We start from the raw sequence: 20,867 nt of genomic DNA on the forward strand, positions 1-20,867 counted from the left end.
CCTTAACAGGAAGGAGAGCCTATGGCGGCGGAAGAACAGGCACAGGACTACGCGATCCGCGCATTCGAGGGCGGGGCGCGCATCAGCGTGGAAGTCGGCAAATTCTTGGGGTCGAAACTGTTCCAGCTGTTCGGACTCGGCATCAAGGTCGCCGCGAACGTGATACACGACATCCGTCATAGCGGACAGGTCAGCGCCAAAACGTTGCAGAAGGACAACACGTCGCTCAAGGTCGAGGAAATCGGCGTCGAACAGAAGAACAGCATCGTCCGCGAACTTAAGAAGCAAGGCATCGCGTTCCATATCGAGCGGGATAAGACCACCGGCAAAATCTATCTGCATTTCTCCGGCAACGATGCGGACGAGGTTCGCCACGCCGTCGACAAGATCGTCGCCCGACTCAGCCAGGAAACCGAACGACGCGAACAGCGGCAGTCGCAAACTGAGCCGGAGAGGACGGAGCCGGCGGAACATGGCAACGAGCCACAGTCGCAAACCCAAGAAATGCCGTCTACGCAACAGAGGGAACAGCCGGCGACCGAGGAAATGCCGACCGTCGAGCAATGGGACCGGGATTCGCCCGACAATCCCGGCTTCGACTTCACGACCGTCGACATCGATCCCAATGCCGCGATCATCGCCGCATCATTGGCGGAACGTGGCGTCCAGTTCCGACAGGAACGAATCAACGAGCACACGCAACGGTTCACCTACCCAGCCAACCAGGCGACCAAGGTCGCGCAGATGCTCGAAGACCTCATCGACCGCACGCCGAACCTCGATTGGAACCGTGTCAACACGCCCAACGAGGCCGACCGGCGAACAGCGGAAACCCGCGAGCCGGAACGCGACGCCGATATCAATAAGACGGAACCAACGCATCGCAAGACCAAGGCCGAAACCATCCAAAACATCAAGCAGCGCGCACAGCAGCGCGTCGAACAATCCAAGGGCGCGCCGAAGCAAACGCATTCACGCACCCGGTAAACACAAGCAAAGGAGCAATCATGGCACAGGCACCGGTGCCGGCGCAGGACAACGCGCAATGGATCAAAACCAATCTCATCGACAAAGACCCGACGCAAAGCGCCGCCGTCGAACAACTCGCGGGCCAATGGGTCAACCACGGCATGCCCCGCGACGGAAAACTACGCGACGCGACGATAGTCATCGTCAACCAGGCGGTAGCCGCGCACGCGCGGGCATGGCCGGCCGACGCGCAAGCCTTCACCCAGCAGGAAGTCAGCCGCGTCGTCGATCTCGTGATCGACGACATCGCGGAACAAGCGCAATTCCTCCAGACGGAACAAACCCACGACGTGACGCAGCAGCCACAGTCCGCAGCCCAAAACGTCACAGAGCAGCAGCCCACAGAGCAGCAGCCGACAGTCGAACCACGACCGCAGGAGGAAACACAGGCTGTTTCGACACCCGTGTCAGCGCCGACGGCACAACCCGAGGCCAAGAAGGAACGATGGCCGCGAGTGAACTTCCCCAACGGCTTCGTCCATCCGTTCCAACGCACCGGCAAGGACGGGCGCGTGTGGGAGATGATGCGCGTATCCATCCCCAACGGCGTCACGCTCAACGGCATCGACCTTAGCGGCTGGCAGATGGACCGGTTCATGGACCGGTACGCCAAGGAAGACAAACTCAACGGCCGTCCCGTCACCGTCAGCTTCAGGCCGAGCACGCCCGTCGAACTCTGGCGCGGCGCGGGCGAAACGCGACAGACCATGAGCGTCGACAACCCGTGGGAACTGTGCAAGGCGGTCAAAGCGCAACGTGAGGCATACGCCGCAGCGAAAGCCGCAGAACGCGACCGCCAGGAGCCGCAACAACGGGCGTCGGAACCACAGACGCGACCCCATGAAGAGCAGGCGTCCGAACCGGAAGCCGACGGCGATCGAGATCATCCCGAACCGTCGCAAGCCCCAGCCGACACGCGGGCCATCCCGGATCACAGCGACTTCAACGACGGCGTGCCCCGCACGTTCGGCGGATACCGGTACGAACCGCTGAGCGGCGATCCTGTCACCCTGCACGACCCGTACGCGGTGGAACGGGAACGAAACAAAACGAGCGTGCTCGACGGCATCAAACAACGCGCGGAACAGCGCACGGCCAGCCAACCCGTAGCATCCGCGCCGACTCAGGTTCACGGCAAGACACGATGACATGGCATGGCGGCCCGCACCTCCCGAAACGATTTGGAGGATGTGGGCCGTCGGCCGTTTGCGACATTCACAAAGGAGTAAAGACATGGTGCGAAGAAGCCGCAAGGCATCCGCATTGACCGCAGGGGTCGAACAGCTCGCGTTCGACTTGTTCGGCGAGGACGAAGTGCTCGACACGCAGGGCAACGTGGTCGCGCAAACTGTGGTAAACGTTTTCCCAAGTGCTGCGGAGCAGCAAAAGCAAGCGAACCAATCCGATGAGGGAAGGACCGATCATGGACAAGAAGACATTCACTTCACTGGACGAACTGGACGTGCCGCGACTGCCGTACAAGGTGATCGTGGAGAGCGGGGTCCACGGGGTGCAGCGCATGCGGCTGATCTGGCTCAAGGAACACTATCCGCAGCAGACGCGCGAGATGATGGTGAACAACGAGCTGGAACGGCATCTCAAGGACACGGAACGACGGTTCAGGGAGACGAAGGCGCGGATCATGGACGAGCTGATGGAGCAACGGCACCTGCTGACCCGTTCGGACGTCATGGAAGCGCATCCGGAGATCACGGACCAGGACCGCTACTTCGGGATGAGACAGTGCGAGGCCGACGCGGAGAGGATGGCCATCGAGCAGGTCGTGGAGAGCTTCTAGCGGCACTCGACCTGCAACGCGCCCGCTCGCCGCGCGAACGGGCCACCGCGAACATCCGCGCCATCCGCACCCTGATCGAACTGCGCGACAGCGGCATGACGCCGGACGAAGCCCAGATCGAGGCGCTGCGCGGCTTCTCGGGCTGGGGCGGATGCGCGGACGTGTTCTCGTCGAAACCGCAATGGAGCGACCTCAATGACGAACTGTCCGACCTGCTGACCGAGGACGAGTACGCGATGGCCCGAGGCAGCACGCTCACCGCGTTCTACACGCCCGCGCCGGTGGTCGACGCGATGTGGAACGAACTGCGCTCGTACCTTGGAGACACGGACGCAACCATCAACGTGCTGGAGCCGGGCTGCGGCACCGGCAACTTCCTCTCGGTTCCGCCCGACGGCATGGACGTCTCCATGACGGGCGTCGAACTCGACCCGATCAGCGCCGCGATCGCCACGCGCCTCAACCCGCAGGCGACGATCGTCAACGCCGATCTCGCGAAATGTCTCATCCCTTCCGGCTCGTATGACGCGGCCGTCGGCAACGTGCCCTATTCGGGAGACATCACCGTCGACTACAAGCTGCTGGACGGCACCACGTCCCGCATGCCGTTGCACGACTACTTCATCGAACGCACGGTGGACGCATTGCGCCCCGGCGGCGTGGCTGTGCTGCTGACCAGCCGGTACACGCTCGACAAGCGCACGGAATCGATGCGGGCCGACGTGGCCCGCAAAGCGGAGCTCGCCGGCCTGGTACGTCTGCCGTCCGCGACGTTCGACCGCCAGGCGGGAACCGAAGCCGTCACCGACGTGCTCATCCTGCGCAAACGCGCCAAAACACTCGACAAGACGCCCGACGAGCAATGGGTCACCGCCGCCCAGATGAACGTGCCCGGCCACGACGAGACGACCGTGACCGTCAACCGGCTGATCGCCGACCACCCACACACGCACGTCGTCGGCGACATCACGCCGGTCATCGGCCGGTTCGGCGGCGACTTCACCGTCGAATGGACGGGAGACGAACGGCAGATCGGCCACGAACTGCAAGACAAGCTCGAAACCCAAGCCGACGACCTCGAACGCATGCCGCTCGGGGAACGGGCGGACGAGCCGGCCGTCGTCGTGCAACCCGACCATGTGACCGCCTACGAGTACACGGTGGACGATCGCGGCGTCGTCTGGCTCGGCGACGACACGACCGTCGAACCAGTCGCATGGGGCGACAACGATACCGCGCAACGGCTGCGCGGCATGATCCGTCTACGCGACCTCACGCGCGAACTGCAAGCACTGGAACTCGACCCGAACCAGACCGACGAGAGCGCGATCGACGCGAAACGCGCGGAACTCAACGACGCATACGACCGTTTCGCGTCACGGCACGGGCATCTGTGCGAGAAGGCCAACCGCAAGGCGTACTCGACAATGGAAGGCGGCTGGCATCTGCTGGGCGCGTTGGAAAACGTCAGTCCGCAGGGCGAATGGCTCGGCAAGGCCCGCGTGTTCGAGCAGCGCACGCTCACCCCGGTGCCGCCCATGCCCGACCACTGCGATTCGCTCACCGACGCGTTCAACGTGAGCATGGACCGTGAAGGCAAAGTAGACCTCGACCTGATCGCGCACCTCACCGGCATGACCGCGCAGGAAGCGGAAACCGGACTCGGCGACATGATCGTCCGCGACCCAGACACCGGGCTGGCCGTGCCGGCGGACGACTACCTGTCCGGCGACGTGGTAGGCAAGGCGCGTCACGTGCGCGACATGGCGGGCATGCTGCACGATCTGGACCGACGCCAGGCCACGCTCGCATGGCATGACCACGAGAACCTGCCGACGGTCACGTTCCAACGCGACGATGACGCCCGGCAATGGCTCGCCACGGTCGGCCAGACGACGTGGGACTGTCTGAACGACCCGTACGGCACCACGTCATATCTGAACCCGGCACCGGTCATGAACCGCGTCCGCGTCTGGCGGCTGACCTGGGAACACAACCCCGACCTGGCACTCGCCCTGGCCGCACGCGCGCTGGATCGACTGCCCGAACACGGTGCCCGTCTCACCCGGCCGGCCAACCGCGATCTGGAAAAGGAGCAAGGCAACGGATTCTACCGGTATCCGTCCGCCGCGCACGATGCCAAGGGCGCGAACGCCCTGTGGTTCGCACTTATCTGGAATTCGACCGGACGATACTACTATGAGCCGCTGCTTGCCAAGGGCAACGCGACCATCAAGGACGTGACCGCGTTCCTGTACCGTCTCGTCGGCAACGACAAGGTGAGTCGGGACGACAAGACGGCGATCATGCGCACCATGTTCGACAGCATGGACATCGGATCGTATTCGGACCACGAGTGGGCAGACACCCCGGTCGGCGACGCGATCCGGCAACTCCTGCCCGACGTGGCCGGCATGACGGAACTCGCCGAGCAGGCGGTGGACGACCCGTCGATCATCGAATACCTGTATTCGGTGACGCGCGACCTGCCCGACGACATGCGTCAGGCCCCCGGATACAACAGCCGGCCGGCCAAGCTCCATGTCGACCGCGAAGCATGGCTCGACATGAAACGACGACGCGACGAATTCATCGACACCTGGCGCGACGAGCACGGAGCCGAGATCGCGGAGCACGAGACGCAGGCCGCCGGCTACGACCATCTGGCCGCCATGCTCGACAACGTGCGCCCGCTGAAACTGGAAACCGAACAGGTCAGCGCACCGTTGGGAGCGCCGTGGATACCGCCGCGTGACATATACGACTTCATGTGCCACACGTTCGACGTGGACTCGGACGGGTCGATGACCCCGGCGAAGCTCGTCAAGTTCCGCGTCGACTACGTGGAGGCGTTGGGCCAGTGGCGAGTCGGCTATTCCGGCGGCGGCGACATCGACTATGAGGCCGCCAAGGAATTCGGCACCGAGGACCGCAACCCGTTCCAGCTGCTGGAAGCCTGTCTGAACAACCAGCAGATCAGGGTCATGAAGGACTCGCCGACCGAAACCACCAAAAGCGGCGAACCGAAAAAGGTCGTGGACGAGCACGCCACGATGGCCGCCGTCGAGAAGGCCGACCATATCCGCGCGGCATGGAACGAATGGGTGTTCAGCGACCCGCAGCGAGCGGAACGTCTCACCGCCCTGTACAACGAACGGTTCAACAACATCCGCCCGCGTCACGTGGACGGCTCGTATCTGACCACGCCGGGCATCGCCGCCGGCATGAGCCTGCGGCCCCATCAGAAGGACGCGGTGGCGCGTGCCCTGCGATCGGACGAAGGCACGCTGATCGCCCATGTGGTCGGCGCGGGCAAGACGTTCGAGGGCGTCGCGCTCACGCACGAGGCCAAACGGCTCGGCAAGGCGTCCAAGCCCATGCTCGTCGTCCCGAACCATTTGGTCGACCAGTGGGCGAACGACTTCATGAAACTCTACCCGACCAGCCGCATACTCGCGATGGGCAAGGACGACCTGCGCAATCCGCTGGCCGTCCGCCGCTTCTGGGGCCGTGTCATGACCGGCGACTGGGACGCGGTGATCGTTCCCGAAAGCCGGTTCAGCCAGCTGCACGTCAGCCGCGACCGTCGCGTCGCCAACATGCAGGCCCGCATCGACGAATACGTGGAGGCGATCAAGGACGCAGCGAAGAAGAACGGCGACAAGGACCCGACCGTCAAACGGCTCGAAGCCGCACGCAAGAAGGTCGAAACGTCGATGGAACGGCTACGCGACGGCAAGGAGTCCCGAGACGACGCCGCGTTGAACGGCATCGAATTCGAGCAGCTTGGCGTCGACATGCTCTTCGTGGACGAGGCGCACCATTTCAAGAACCTCGGCGTGCCCGTCGCGGCCGCCGACCTCGGCATGCAGGTGTCGGGCGCGGCCAAATGCGAGGACATGCTCGACAAGTGCGAATGGCTACGAGAGGCCGGGCACGCCGGCAACATCGTGTTCGCGACCGGCACGCCCGTCTCGAACTCGATGAGCGAACTGTACAACATGCAACGCTACCTCGCGCCCGGCACCCTCAGGGCGCAGGGCCTGGGCACGTTCGCGGCATGGGCCGGCACGTTCGGGCAGGTGGTCCCCACCGTCGAACTCAAACCGGAAGGCACCGGCTTTCAGGTGCGCCAGCGGTTCGCGAAGTTCCAGAACCTTCCCGAGCTGATGAACGCGGTCAAACAGTTCTCCGACGTCATCACCAACGACGACATCGACCTGAAGCTGCCCGAATGCGAGCAGATACCCGTCGCCGTGCCCATCACCGACAGCCAGCGGCAGGAAATGGACGATCTCGTGGAACGCGCCGAACGTGTACGCGCCGGCGACGTGCCGCCCGAACTGGACAACATGCTGCGCATCACCGGCGACGGCCGCAAGATCGCGCTCGATCCCAAACTCCTGGACGACGACCCAGGCCGCAAGCCGTTGGAGGACGGCGGCAAGATCGCCAAATGCGCCGAGAACGTCACCCGCATCTGGCACGAGACAGAAGCCGACAAGGGCGCGCAGCTCGTGTTCTGCGACACCAGCACTCCCGCATCCGGCAAATGGAACGTGTACGCGGACCTCAAACGCCGTTTGATCGACATGGGAGTCCCGGCCGAGCAGATCGCGTTCGTCCACGACGCGGGCGACAACCCAGACAAGCGCGAGGCATTGTTCGAGAAGGTGCGCAACGGCGAGATTCGCGTGCTGCTCGGCTCCACGCAGAAGCTCGGAACCGGCACGAACGTGCAGACCCGGCTCGCGGCAGTCCACGACCTCGACTGTCCGTGGCGTCCGGCCGACCTCGAACAACGACTCGGCCGCATCGTCCGCCAAGGCAACATGTACGGGAAGGTACGCGACTACCGGTATGTGACCGAAGGCACGTTCGACGCGTTCGCCTACCAGACCGTCGAACGCAAGCAGCGGTTCATCAGCCAGGTCATGTCGTCCAAATCTCCCGCACGCGAGGCATCCGATCTGGACGACGTGGTGGTCGACTACGCGAGCCTGAAGGCGATCGCGACCGGCGACCCGAACATCCAGAAGCGCATGAACCTCGAAAACGAGATCAGCCAGCTCACCCTTCTGCGATCCGCCCACGCCCGAGAACAGGCGGCCACGCGCCACGACATCGATACGTGGCTCGAACCGGCCGTGAACGCGCTGCGCCAGACCCAACAGGAGAACATGGCCGACAAGCCCATAGCGGGCAAGGCGCTGGAAACCCACCAGCGCAGCATGCAGGCCGGCCTATGGGAAGGCATCGCCATCAACGGGCAACGATACGTGGACCGCAAGCAGGCGGCCCATGCGATCACGGCCGCAGCGCTCACGAAAACCGACCGCACGATCGGCGAATACGACGGACTGCCCGTCACGCTGCGCTTCGACCAGCAGGGACGCGCGTATCTGGGCATCCAGGCCGCCTACCCGCATCATGCGTCGGCACCGGTTCCCGGAGCCGACGTGACCGGCAACGGCTCGTCCATCAGCCAGCTCGACAGACTCATCCGCCAGAGCGCGAACGGCGGCGACGACATCCCCAAACGACTAGCCGCAGCCGAAGCGAAACTCGCCGCAGCCCGGAACATACTCGGCAAACCGTTCGACCGCGAAACGGAATACCAGGCAAAGAAAGCGGAACTCGCCAAACTCATAGCCGACGAGAAACGAAAGGACAAGACCAAGGAACCGCCCATCGACGGACAGCGGACGGAAACCGCCGGATCGCAGCCGGAAGCCGTCACGACGGAACCGGCGCAAGCGCAGGTGCCCGAAGCCGACGTGACAGCACTGACGGCCGGAGACGCCGAGACAATGTCCGAACTGCGTCCCTTCGACCTCGACCTATTCCCGCGCGGCACGGTCGAAGCATGGTGGAGCGACAGCCGAATAGACCATAACCGGATACCGGAAGGCTACCACCGGTACTCGGTGCGAGTCGGCGCAACAGACGGTGCCAATGCCACGATCGAACGCAGCGTATGGGCCGGGTACGCCGGCGACATCCTCACACGCCAAGACCTCGACCCGCTGCTCAACGGCAACGGCGACCTTCTTGAGATCACCGCGCGACATGAAAGCGCCCGAGAGCCGCTACACGTCCCCTACATCCGTACAGCCGCAACAGACAACGAACCAGAAAGAGCACCCATCATGCAAAACAACGACCATCAATCCGAAAACATGAACGTCACCGCCACGACGCCACCGACCGAGGCCGTGTCCGCCGACACCCAGCAGGAACCGTCGGTCAACAAGTTCGACTACCAGCTGCTGTCGCGGCTCCAGGCCGACTGCGAGTATTACATCAGGCATCCGCACGACAAGCATCTGTGGGCGGGCGGCGTGCAGGAGCAGATCGACAAGATGCGCGAACTCTACGACAAGGTTCCGGCCAAACCCGAATGGCTCAGCAGCGAGGACATCGACCGATACGAGCAGCGCATGACCGCAGCGTCCCTCGCCGCCAAGACCGAAGACGTTTCCCGCTCACCGGTCGCGAACGAATACGCCGACGATCCCGAAGTACAGGCCGAACAGCAGCGCAAGACCGTGCTGACACAGGCCATGCTCGGCACGAACGGCGAGGACAAGCCGACACCGCAGGCCATCGACCTGCTGCACCGCATCGTCAACGAGGTCGGCCAGCACAGCGCGTGGCAGAACACCGCACTGGGAGAATACCGCATCATTCCCTCGGACGAGGCGCGACGGACGCTGATGGACGAAGGCATGAGCGAACAACGCATCGACGAGGCCGCATGCTACGGCGGATGGGACCAGCAGCGCGACCAGTACGTGAGGTTCAACGAGGACGGCGATCTCGTCGGCTTGGACCAGACACAGGCAGACCGGCTCGTATGGGCGAACCGTGGCGAAATACTCGCCCACGCGAAAGAGGACGGCATGCTGTCCGGCCAGACAGTAAGCGACATCGACCACACTTTTAACCAGACGGACAAGCCGGAAACCCGGACCCGTCCAGGGGTGCTCGACGCGATCAGGCAGCGGGCGGCCGCCCGCGCCAACGCGCACACCGCGACGGATGCCCGCGACCGGGGCATCGGCCATTCGCGCTGATCGGAGGAACATGACATCACAGGACACCGAGATACGGCTGATCGGCCGTCTCACGCACGACGTGACCTTCCGCACGGTCGATGACAACAACCGCATCGCCTATCTCGACCTCCAGGTGGAGCTGCCGCCCGAGGACACGATGATCGTGCACGCGCAGGCACGCGGACCCGTCGCGGAATACCTGCACGCGCACGACTGCCGGCAAGGCGATCACATGATCGTATTCGGCACGCTGAAAACCACGCGGAAAGGCGACGAATACGTGGCCGTCCGCATCGCGGCGGCCGGCACCTCCAAAGACTGGCGTCCGTGATGAGAATCAGCGACCCGGATCTGATAGCAGGCATGAACGTCAGCGCGGCCACCGACCCGGCACGACGCCAGACCGTCATGGGCACGGACTGCCTCGACGCCATCGTGCTCGACCCGTACACGCCGCACGGCCGCGTCATCGCGGCCATGTGCGGCGGTACGGGCACGATGGCTGCCTCTCGCGGCGATCTCATGCTGCTGATCCCCATCAAGGAACCAGCGGAGGATACGACACCGGACGTTCGCGAGGCGGAGCATCGACTGGGCGAGGAACGTCTGCTCAAGGAGAAAACCCCTCCACGAACAGAACCGGAGGCGACGGACCCGCAGCGATCCCAGCAGCCGCCGGCCATCCCACCCCGACGCGGACACCGACGCAGGCCGATGTCACGAACCGAAGTGATAGACGTCATACGCTCGCGCGCACGGCAACGAGTCGAAACGCAATGCCAGCAGACGGACGCCGGCGAAGCCGTCGCACTGGCCGCGTCGCAGGAGAGACGGACCCGAGACGCCGCCTTCAGACGGAACGACGGAAAGGAATCATGAATGCCTGAAATCAAGGAACACGCCCGCACCATCATACTCACCCTATTGGGGCTGACGATGCTTTTCATGATCGGCGACAAGATATCCTGGCAGATACGCACCGACCTTGCGGCCGGCATGTCATGGATGGACGTATCCGACCGGTTCTGGCTCGACCTGACCGCTGACCCGCTGCACGTCAGCCTGCACAAGACCGACATGCTCGCCGGCCTTGGCACCGTCGGCCTTGGCCTGTTCGTCTGGATGTACCGCGTATCCACACGGCTCAACACGCGACCCGGCGAGGAGCACGGCTCGGCGCGATGGGGAACCCACAAGGACATCGCGGGCTTCGAGGACCCGATACGCTCGCACAACATCTTCTTCACCATGACCGAACGCATCAGCATCAACACACGCAAGACGCTGCGCAACCTCAACGTGCTGCTGTTCGGCTCGTCCGGCTCGGGCAAGACCCGCTACTACGTCAAACCCAACATTCTCAACGCCGACATGAACTTCGCCTGCACCGACCCGAAAGGGGAACTCGACCGCGACACCGCAGCGCTCATGGAACAACGCGGATATCAGGTGAACCGGCTCGACCTGATCCACCTCAAACGATCCGACGGCTTCAACCCCATGCGATACCTCGACCCGGACGAACCCGAACCGTCGATCCTGCGACTGACCGAGAACATCATCGCCAACACCACCGGCGACAAGAAGGACTCGGACGGCTTCTGGGAACGCGCCGAAAAGGCATTGCTCACCGCGCTCATCACCTGGGTGTACTACACCGAGGACGGACAGGGCACGGACGAACACGGCCGCACCGTCGACAACAGGTGCCTCAACAAGGTCACCGACCTGGTGGGGCAGATGAACGCGAGCGAGCAGAACGAGGACAAGGAATTCATCGTCGACGCGTACTTCGCTGAAGCGGCCATCGAGGCCGACAACTGCCGTCAGCATCCCAAGGAATACGACGAGGACACGCGCCGCATGCTCGACGGCCTGCGTTTCGCATGCACCCAGTACCGTACGTTCCTGCAAGGTGCCGGCGAGACGAAGAAGAGCATCATCATCTCGCTGGGCGTGCGTCTCGCGCCCATGCAGGTCGGCAACCTGCGCGACATCCTCGACCACGACGACTTCGACCTCGAACGGCTCGATGAAGGCAAACGCATCGTCTACCTCGAACTGTCCGACACGGAAAGCACGTTCAGCTTCCTCGCGGCCGTGTTCTACCAGTCCCTGTTCGAGACCCTGGTACGCAAGGCCGACCATGCCGGCGGACAGCTCCAACGGGACGTGCATTGCATGCTTGATGAGTTCGCGAACATCGGCAAGATACCGAACTTCGTGCGCCTGATCGCCACGTTCCGCTCCCGCAGGATCAGCGCCAGCATCATCCTCCAGACACTCAGCCAGGGCAAGAGCCTGTACAAGGACGACTGGGAGACGATCATGGGCAACTGCGATTCGCAGCTCTTTCTGGGCGGCAACGAGCAGTCCACCACCGAATACGTGTCCAAGCGCATCGGCAACGCCACCATCGACGTCGTGGAGACCAGCGAAAGCAAGGGCAGCTCGGGATCGTGGACGAAAAGCGTGCGCAAGAACGAACGCGCGCTGCTCAACCCGGATGAGCTCGGCCAGCTCGACGGCGACAAATGCGTGCTTATGATCCGAGGCGTGCGCCCGTTCCTCAGCCGCAAAATCAACCCGAACGCCAAACTGCCCGGCAGGGATGGGTGAAATTAATTGGTCGGCCGAGTCTAATTAACCTGTATCCGAAATGGGTTAATTAGACTCGGCCGACCAATTCACAGCATGCTGCCGTCGTTGCCCGGATCGGTCTTCGGCGTCGACTGCTGCGGCGTGCTTGGCTTCGACTGCTGGGACGTGTTCGGTTTCGACTGGGTTTGCTGCTTCGGAGTCGTCTGCTGAGGGGTGGTCTGCTGCGGGACGCTCGGCGTGGAAGGCGTGCTGTACGAGGGCGTATAGCTCGGTGTCCACGACGGCGTGCTTGCCTGGGACTGAGCGGCTTCCTCCTGTTCCCGCCTTTCCTGCTCGGCCCGTTGCTTTTCCTCTTCGGCCTTGCGTTTTTCCTCGGCCTCCCTGTCGGCCTTCGTCTTCGCGGCGATGCTGTCGTTGACCGTTTTGGACGCCTTGGCGATCTCCGCCGTGTCCCTGGCCGCTATGGCCTTGTCCAGGGCCGTGCGCGTCTTGTCGTCCGCGACCTTGCCCTTGGATGCGGTCAGCAGTTCCCTCGCGTCGGCGACGATCCTTTCGGTCTTCGATTCGTCGATGTCGTCCATCGCGTCGGAAAGGGCGTTCGCCAGGCGACGGTATTCCTTGGCCGCGCGCCTGTTGGCCCGTTCGGCCGTCGTGGCCGTCTCCGCGGAGTCCGATGGACATGCGGCGACCGCGACGTCCGTTGTGGCGTCGGCCAATGCCGACAGCTTGTCCAGCAGCGTGGCGTCCGCCAACGAATCGGGCTTCGTCTCGCCGGCCATCGTGGCGGCCTTCGCGAGCATCGTCCGGTATGTCTTCCGGGCCTTTTCGGCGGCGTCGGCGGAAGCCGAGCAGCGGGACGCGGCCTGTACGGCCTCGGCCTGTCGATGTTCCGTTTCCCGCATCGTTCGCAGATACCAGATGCCGGCTCCTCCGGCCGTCAGCAGCACGATGAGCAGGCCGATGCAGGCCGAGATGGCGATCGGACGCCACGGCACGGGCCGGCCGGCCGAAGCGGCATCGGGAGCATCATCCCCGTCATCGTCACCCGCGCCCGTTTCATTCTCGGGGAAAGGCGGATCGTCGCGGTCGAACGGCATCTCATGCCAGGCATCGTCATCGGCTGTGTCCGCGACCGCAGGTTCCGTTGGACTGGCCTCCGAACGAATGGGATCGGGGTCGTCGACGAGATCGGCGGACCCGTCGACCTCGATCAGAGGCGGATGGCTGCGGTGCAGCAGGCCGCGTCGTCTGCCCTCCGAGGCCGGTTCGGGAGGGGGCGTGGGCCGTCCGGGGTCATCGGACATGCGGTTCGCCCAATCGGCCAGTTCCGGCCATGCGTTCGGATGGTCGGCGATCTGGTCGAGCATGTCCCAATGCTCGATGTCGACCGCGAACTCGTATAGTTCCTGCTCGTCGAGCGCGGGGTTCAGTCGCAGCGTCATCGCTTCGCTCCCGACGGCATGCTTACCGTGCCGGAATAGGCGACGATCGACGTGGCCTTCCACCCGTCGTCTTCGGCCGTCAGACCGACGGCCCACATGGCGTCGTCGGTGGCCACGAGGCATGACGCCGTATCGGAGCCGGCGCCGGCGAGCCAGTCGCCCCTGATCAGGGAGGAACGCGAACCTGGCCGGGTGTCCAATCCTTCGGCGTCGGATGAGAACAGCGCGTCCAGTCGTTCGTTGTCGCCGGACACGTATGCCTTCACCGCGTCCACGGCCGTCGTGTCGCACAGGACGGCCGTCGGTTCCGCAGCGGCGTCCACGGCCCCGTTTTTGCCGTTGGCGTTCATGCCGTCCTTGACGGTCGAGCCGGTTCGGTCTTCCCGGCTTGTCGCCGGCGCGGCGGCCGCGTTCTCCGGAGCGGCATCGTGCGGGTCGAACCGTTGCGTCGACCATATGGTCGACGCGGCAAGCAACCCGCCGACGAGCACGACGCCGATCACGGTCATCACGATGGTCCGCTTCGAGATGTTCACGAATGTTTCCTCTCCCTATGTGACTTAATGGATGAACGAGATGCCGCCGGCCGCCGCATCGAGCTGAGCCTTGGTGAACGTGCGCACGCTGATGACGCCGAGTCCCACCACGTTCGACTCGCTGATGAGCATGCCGCCGTCCTCGTTGATCCGTTCGACGACGGCGACGTGCCCATACGTGCCGTCCGCGTACAGCACGCCGGGCTGGAACACGATCACGTCGCCGACGCGCGCATTCGAGTCAACCTCGACCCCGCTCGCGGCCGCGTCCGTCCTCCAATCCTTCGCATTGCCCCAGCCGCCGATCGGACGGCCGATCTGCGCGCGCCGCGACGCCGCCCACCACGTGCATTGCCCGTACGGATATCGGGTGTCGGATTCGGTGCCGGTCGCCGCCATGTCCGCGAGCAGATCGTCCTTCATGACGAGTTTCGGGTCCAGACTGCCGACCGTGGTGCCGGCCGACGACGAGCATCCGCCGGAGGTTGAGGACGGACGCCAGATGGCCGTCATGCCTGCGGGCGCGGAATCGTAGACCGCGATCTCCTGGCCGGTCTGATCCCCCGGCTCCGGCCCGTCGATGCCGTCACGCTCGTCATGACGCGCGCCGACGAATTCGCCGTCGCCGGCATAGAATTCCATGTGCGCGTCGCTCCAGATGATGTCGCCCTCCTGCAACGCGTCAACCGAATAATCCAGTTTCTCGAAACCCAACGATGGCAATGCGGTCGCGGCGCTTGTCGTGTTCCACGCGGTTTCCGGCACCGCGTATCCGGCGGCCTTGAGCGCATAGTAGACCAACGACGAACAGTCGTAGTCGGGTCCGTTCCGATGCGGCTGGCTGTACCCGTGCGTGTCGTCGTCCGCGATCGACTTCGCCCACGCCAGATACGCGGCGGTCTGACCGCTGGTGCAGGCCGCCGACGACGATGAGCCGCCGACGAACAGAGACAGCACTGCGGCGACGACGCCCACCGCGACCAGCACGGCACCCAGCAGCGGTGCCGACAACGCGGCCGTGACCGAAGCCATGACGGATGCGACCGCGCCGGCCACGGCCCTCACGGCCGAACGCACCACCGCCGATGCCACGGAAGCCGCACGGTTGACGATCCCGCCCGCCATCCGGCCGGCATGGCCGGCAAGGCGACGGACCCCGCCGGCCGCGCGTCTCGCGCCGCGATACCCGTATTTGAAGCCCTTGACGGCACCGCGACCGGCGATGCGTGCGGTCCGCCCGCCGACACGGCGCGCGGCACCGACCGTACGTCCCTGCACCCACTGTTCGATCTCGTCCTCGTCGTACCCGCCGGCCGCATACTGCGCACTCGTGCGATGCGCCAGACCGGCCGCCCTGCGTCCGCCGAAGCCACCTGCACGCGACGCGCCGCGTCGGACATGCGACAGCCGCGACGCACCTTGCCGCCGCGTGCCGTCGCGTGCCGTCGGCTTTACGCCGGTCGCCGACGCCTTCGCGTCGTCGGGGGCCGTGCCGGCCTCGTTCCGCCGCAGCCGTCTTGAGGCGGCGCGGGCCTTCCTGCGGTTCGAGCGTTGTCTGCGGCGCTTGCGACGTCGACGGCCGGCGGACAACGACGACACGGCGGACGCGGCCTTGCCGGGAATCAGCGTCGAGTCGCCGCCCCGGGACGGTTCGATGGTCCGTATCGCACCGTCCTGCATGTCGCCGGCGTCGTCGGATGCCGTGGGGTACCCCGTCCGGGCAGGCGTCGGCACGGGTCGCACGGTCATTGCGGACGGCCGTGTGCCGGACGGTTCGGCGGCCACGGGGCGAACCGTCACATGATCCGTCGCGGCGTGCGCCGGCGCGATGCCGGCGTCCTCGGGAAAGCCGCCGTCAACGGGCTGGAACAATGCGGCGGCATGCGGGGAATCCGCGCGGCCCGGTTCCGGTTCGTTGCCGCGCAGTCGTGCGGACGCGCCCCGCCGTTCGCTGGCGGTCGCATGGTAGGTGGTCGCGTTGCGCAGCACGTTCACCGATTCGACGGGTTTCGCCTTACGCATTCGACTCTCCGAACTTCGTGGTGAACAGCCGGTACAGTTCGCTCGACTCGGGGATGCGCCCGTTGAACGGTATGTACGCGCCGCCCGACTTGACCATGCCCTGACCCGGCTCCACGCCCGTGAAGTACTCGCGCTGCTCGCCGGACAGGTTCAGCAGGTCGCACAGCGTGTCCGCGTCGGTCGGCTGCTGGTTCATCAGCAGGAGGAAGTCAGAGTTGGCGAGCATCAGACGCGCGTCGTTGTTCAGCAGCAGTTCCTCGATGTTCTGGGTGATGCCGGTGATCGACAGACCCCATTTGCGGGCGCGCTTGTACATGCGAAGGAAGTATTCGGCCGCGAAACGGTTGGAGAACAGCATGTGGAACTCGTCGACCCACAGCCAGGTGCGCCGGCCGGACGCGCGGTTGCGCACGACCCTGTTCCATATCTGATCCAGGACGACCATCATGCCGAACGTCTTCAGTTCCGCGCCCAGTTCCATCACGTCGTAGACGATGAAACGGTTGTCGACGTCCGCGTTCGTGGGATGGCTGAACGCGTTCAGCGAGCCGGTGGCATAGATCTCCAGCGCCTGCGCCGCCTGCTTGGCCGCGTCCTCCGGCATGCCGGCCAGCCCCTGCTGCAAGTCCAGCAGCGTGGGCATACGGTCGCTTCTGTGGTCGCGCAGACGCTGGTACAGGTTCATCAGGCACCGGTCCACGAGTGCGCGCGTCACCTTGTCCATGCCGTTGCCGCCGCCGATCAGCGCGTCGAGCATGTTGAGCATGCCCGAGCATTTGGAACGGATCGGATCGCCTTCCTCGTCGTCCTCGAACGCGATGTCCATCGCGTTGATGTGCTGTCCGCTCGCCTCGCCGATCAGCAGACGTTCACCGCCCAACGCGCGGCATAGCGCGGCGAACTCTCTTTCGGGGTCGATCACGATCAGGTCGTCCTGCGGGCGCGTGAGCAGGGTCTGCAATATCTCGTTCTTCGCCGCCTGCGACTTGCCCGAACCGGACGTGCCGAGGTTGAAGCCGTTGCCGTTGATGTTGCGCGTGCGGTCCACGACCACGGCGTTGCCGCTTCGCGCGTTCACGCCGTGGAACACGCCGCCCGGCTGGAACAGCTCCTGCGTGGTGAACGGGATCAGGATCGCCGCGCCGGAAGTGGTCAGGGTGCGGCTCATCGGCAGCGTGTTCACGCCCAACGGCAGAGAGGCGTTCAACCCGTCGACCTGCATGTACGTCATCGTCTCCGCGACGCACGACTGAGCGTCCACCACGGCGACGACATCCTGCACAAGCTGCTCCAGGCGGTCCTGCGACGGCGCGGACACGTCCACCACGATGATCGAGTCGATCAGACGTTCGCCGTTGTGCTTCAGATCGTCGCGCAGGTCGGCGGCCTCGTCCATGCTTTCGGCCAGGTCATGAGGCAGATAGTCCTCCGGCTGATGGCGCTTCACGTTCTTGGCGCGCTCGTCGGCCGCCTGCATCTCCATCTCCGCGATCTTCGTGTTCACCAGCTTCAGGCCCTCGGCCTTGTTGCGCGGGCGAAGATGCACGCTTACGGTGATGTCGGCCTTGATGTCCGTCAGGCCGGCGAGCAGCTGGTCCGAAAGGTAGTCGGGGAAGTCGCATATCCACAGCGTGCGATGCCACACGCTCGCGTCGCCCGCATCCAGGCGAAGCTGGCGGCGGTCATGCACGTCGATCGCGTGCGGCGTGATGTAGTCCTTCGTGTCCATGCCGCGCGACGCGTCGAACGCGTCCTCGTCGAACGTGAACCGCGTGCCGCGTCGCAGCATCGAATGCAATACTCGCAGGCGCTCCCTGCGGCCGAGCTTGCGAGCCTCGCACCCGTTGACCGAACGCAGCTGGCTGGTGGCCGCCAGGGTGGCGCGGTTGAGCAGCATGCACGCATGCTGCCGGTCCGCATCCTCCAACGTGAACGTCAGGTACTTGTCGGTCATGCTGCACGTCGTGCCGCCGCTCATCAGTTCGCGCACGTTGCGGTTGAAATCGTCACGCAGACGGTCGTATCGGTCGCCCTGCTCGCGCATGATGATGCTGCGCGTGACCTCGGCCGGGTCGAGCGTGCGCGTGACCACCGTGATCTCCAGGCTCATGCCGTCCGACAGGCTGTTGAGGAACCGGCCCCACCGGTCCACTATGTCCATCTGCTGATCCTGCGTGGCGATCGCATAGTTGATGTCGCCCAGACTCATGGTCGCCGAATAACGGTTGCCGCCCAGGTACGCGATGCCGTTGGCCAGCATCGCGTCATAGGCGATCAGATCCTTCGCCGTGCGCGGCGCGCGGGCCTCGTCCCGCCGCCGTTTCCTTCCGCTGCGGGCGCGGTCCGACTTCGCTGACTCCGTGGCCGCGCTTTTCTCGGTCTTGTTTTTGCTACGCATGTCTTGCCGCCTTCCTTCTGGCCGTGCGCTCGTGTTCGTTCATGGACGGTTTGCCGGTCCTCGTCCTGGCAGGCCTTCCGTCGCGCAGGTATACCGACTGTCCCATCGCATGCCGCAGCACGTAGACGGCGTACCGTTCCGGTTTCAGCCCCTTCGGACGCCACCATCCCCATGCGGCGAACGGCACGCACACCGCGAACAGCAGATAGGTGCCGAGATCGGGCTGCTTGAGCAGCCAGAAGAACACGAACGCCTCGCCGCCGCCGACCGCGAGCATCAATGCAGCAGCGAGCATCTGCCGCCAGCTCAGGTTGAGCATGACCTTCGCCTCGACGTTCGACACCTCCTTGTAGACGCGCATCTGCAACGCCATGATCCATCCTCCTTGCCTAGTCGCCGGTGACGGCGCGGGTGACCCGCTGCGAGATGCTGATGACGAACAGGAGCATGATCCCCGCCATCATCAGATTGCCGAAATTGCCCGTCGTCCACGCCACCAGGTCGTCGCTCGCCTCGGGCACCTGCACCGCGCTCGTGACGACCGTCTGGTACAGGGCGAGACAGATGAACAGGGTCACGCCGTTGATGCACGCGCGCGCGTAGCTCTTGAAATAGCCGACGCCGATCGGTCGTGTCTCCTCGTTGACCAGCAGGGCGATCGGCAGGCTCTGGAAAGCGGTCAGCGCGTAGATCTCGATGAACCGCACATACAGCACGACCGTGGCGACCACGCTCGCGATCTGGCTGACGCACCACGGAATCAGCAGGAGCACCATCAACGCGGCCTGCCCCATGATTCCGGCGGCTTTGACCTGTTCGCTCATCGTGTCGCCCAAACCGGTGCCGGTCGACCCGTCGCCGATGCTCAGCTGTCCGCTCACGCCCGAGATCAGGTAGGACGTGATCCCGTTGAACGCCCGGATGAACAGGTCGGCGTTCTGCGCGGCCATCATCACCAGGCAAATCTTGAACATCGTTCCGGCGATGATCTTCACGCCCAGCTCACGGTCGGACTCGATCTTGGTCGAGTTGCGCGCCAGCTCCATGACGAACACGACCGACAGGAGCACGCTCGTCAAAGGTTTGACCGCCGCCGAATGAATGTTCACGGCCAGAGAATACAGCGTGGGGTTCCACGTGTCCGGTGCCTGGCTGAGCATGCTCGAGGCGGCCGACGTGACGCCGCCCCCACCGAGCATGTTCAGCATGGCGATGACCACCTTGTCCATGCGGACGTCCGCCCGTTCAGGACAGCGCGATCGACCCGAACAGCGACACCGCCGCGATGACCAGGCCGCCGCCGACGATCTGCCACATGCCGGACTTCATGTCCGGGCCGTTCTGGTCCTTCAAAGCACCGCCGAACGTGATCGCGCCCCAGACCAGCCACAGGCCGCCGCCGATCTGCCCGAACTTCACGAACAACTGCAACACCTGGTTCAACAAATCCATGCCGCACTCCTTGTCTCTATCCAAACCGATGGAACCCGCCCCGTGCGGAACGGGGCACGATTCCAGCGTCGAACAGAAACAGGCGGTTTTGGACGGACACTTTTACGCACATGCGAAAAGCCCCCGGCGGCAGGCCGGGGGCTTGAACGAAAAACGAACGGGCACGGGTCAGCATTCCCGTGGTTCGACCGGTTCGGGCGGCAGCAGCGGACGAACCTCGCCACGGATGCGCGACACGTCGAAATGCTTCAGATCGTAGTCGCGCTGCAAGTCCAGCCAATACTCCGGCGTCGTGTCCAGCACGTACGCCAGACGGATCGCCATCGGCAGCGTGATGCGGCGCTTGCCCTGGATGATCTCGCCCACGCCGTACGGCGGCACGTTCATCGCCTGGGCCAGACGGTACTTCGTGATGTGGTTCGGGGTCAGGAACCTGGTCTGCAACACCTCTCCCGGCGTTCCCGGCTTGTAGTCGTCGGTGCTTCTCACTGGCGCCTCCTTTCCGACATGTCCACCAACATGATAACGCGC

15 protein-coding genes are annotated in these 20,867 nt (G+C 64.5%); 7 read left to right on the forward strand and 8 right to left on the reverse strand.

Going from position 1 to position 20,867, the window contains the following annotated elements; translation table 11 throughout:
• The first annotated feature begins 21 nt into the window (after positions 1-21).
• From JS541_RS03395 to JS541_RS03420, 7 genes are all read left to right on the forward strand, one after another.
• Positions 22-987, forward strand: coding sequence for a DUF3801 domain-containing protein (locus tag JS541_RS03395; RefSeq protein ID WP_214373074.1), 966 nt, complete (start codon positions 22-24; stop codon positions 985-987).
• Between the two features lie 20 nt (positions 988-1,007).
• Positions 1,008-2,177, forward strand: coding sequence for a hypothetical protein (locus JS541_RS03400; RefSeq protein WP_214373075.1), 1,170 nt, complete (start codon positions 1,008-1,010; stop codon positions 2,175-2,177).
• Positions 2,178-2,452: 275 nt separating this feature from the next.
• The gene (locus JS541_RS14720; RefSeq protein WP_240539224.1) at positions 2,453-2,827 is read left to right on the forward strand and encodes a TnpV protein; all 375 of its coding nucleotides are present in this window, start codon (positions 2,453-2,455) and stop codon (positions 2,825-2,827) included.
• Positions 2,773-9,903, forward strand: a complete 7,131-nt coding sequence (locus JS541_RS03405) for an LPD11 domain-containing protein (RefSeq protein WP_346428278.1) — start codon at positions 2,773-2,775, stop codon at positions 9,901-9,903. The genes JS541_RS14720 and JS541_RS03405 overlap by 55 nt, the downstream gene beginning before the upstream one ends.
• Positions 9,904-9,913: 10 nt before the next feature.
• Positions 9,914-10,216: a hypothetical protein gene (locus JS541_RS03410; protein WP_214373077.1), complete on the forward strand. Its 303-nt coding sequence runs from the start codon at positions 9,914-9,916 to the stop codon at positions 10,214-10,216.
• A complete protein-coding gene (locus JS541_RS03415) occupies positions 10,213-10,764 on the forward strand; it encodes a hypothetical protein (RefSeq protein WP_214373078.1) in 552 nt (183 codons plus the stop codon). The genes JS541_RS03410 and JS541_RS03415 overlap by 4 nt, the downstream gene beginning before the upstream one ends.
• The gene (locus tag JS541_RS03420; protein WP_214373079.1) at positions 10,765-12,504 is read left to right on the forward strand and encodes a type IV secretory system conjugative DNA transfer family protein; all 1,740 of its coding nucleotides are present in this window, start codon (positions 10,765-10,767) and stop codon (positions 12,502-12,504) included.
• A 68-nt stretch (positions 12,505-12,572) separates the two neighbouring features.
• On the opposite strand, the gene JS541_RS03425 is transcribed toward JS541_RS03420, so the two are convergent.
• The 8 genes from JS541_RS03425 to JS541_RS14975 form a co-directional block, all read right to left on the reverse strand.
• On the reverse strand, positions 12,573-13,928 hold the full coding sequence (locus tag JS541_RS03425; protein ID WP_214373080.1) for a hypothetical protein: 1,356 nt from the start codon (positions 13,926-13,928) through the stop codon (positions 12,573-12,575).
• Positions 13,925-14,464 (reverse strand): hypothetical protein, encoded by a 540-nt coding sequence (locus tag JS541_RS03430; RefSeq protein ID WP_214373081.1) that lies wholly within the window; start codon positions 14,462-14,464, stop codon positions 13,925-13,927. The genes JS541_RS03425 and JS541_RS03430 overlap by 4 nt, the downstream gene beginning before the upstream one ends.
• Positions 14,465-14,488: 24 nt before the next feature.
• Positions 14,489-16,486 (reverse strand): CHAP domain-containing protein, encoded by a 1,998-nt coding sequence (locus JS541_RS14725; RefSeq protein WP_240539225.1) that lies wholly within the window; start codon positions 16,484-16,486, stop codon positions 14,489-14,491.
• On the reverse strand, positions 16,479-18,884 hold the full coding sequence (locus tag JS541_RS03440; RefSeq protein ID WP_214373082.1) for a type IV secretion system protein VirB4: 2,406 nt from the start codon (positions 18,882-18,884) through the stop codon (positions 16,479-16,481). The genes JS541_RS14725 and JS541_RS03440 overlap by 8 nt, the downstream gene beginning before the upstream one ends.
• The gene (locus JS541_RS03445; RefSeq protein WP_214373083.1) at positions 18,877-19,257 is read right to left on the reverse strand and encodes a PrgI family protein; all 381 of its coding nucleotides are present in this window, start codon (positions 19,255-19,257) and stop codon (positions 18,877-18,879) included. The genes JS541_RS03440 and JS541_RS03445 overlap by 8 nt, the downstream gene beginning before the upstream one ends.
• A 16-nt stretch (positions 19,258-19,273) precedes the next feature.
• Positions 19,274-20,113 (reverse strand): type IV secretion system protein, encoded by an 840-nt coding sequence (locus JS541_RS03450; RefSeq protein ID WP_214373084.1) that lies wholly within the window; start codon positions 20,111-20,113, stop codon positions 19,274-19,276.
• Between the two features lie 16 nt (positions 20,114-20,129).
• Positions 20,130-20,336 carry a hypothetical protein gene (locus tag JS541_RS03455; protein ID WP_214373085.1) on the reverse strand — a complete coding sequence of 69 codons (207 nt, stop codon included), beginning with the start codon at positions 20,334-20,336 and terminating at the stop codon, positions 20,130-20,132.
• 168 nt (positions 20,337-20,504) lie between these two features.
• Positions 20,505-20,825, reverse strand: coding sequence for a HigA family addiction module antitoxin (locus tag JS541_RS14975; protein WP_346428280.1), 321 nt, complete (start codon positions 20,823-20,825; stop codon positions 20,505-20,507).
• Between the last annotated feature and the right edge of the window lie 42 nt (positions 20,826-20,867).

Origin of the sequence: Bifidobacterium sp. SO1 (genome assembly GCF_018555335.1) — a bacterium.
GTDB classification, from domain to species: Bacteria; Actinomycetota; Actinomycetes; order Actinomycetales; family Bifidobacteriaceae; genus Bifidobacterium; species Bifidobacterium simiiventris.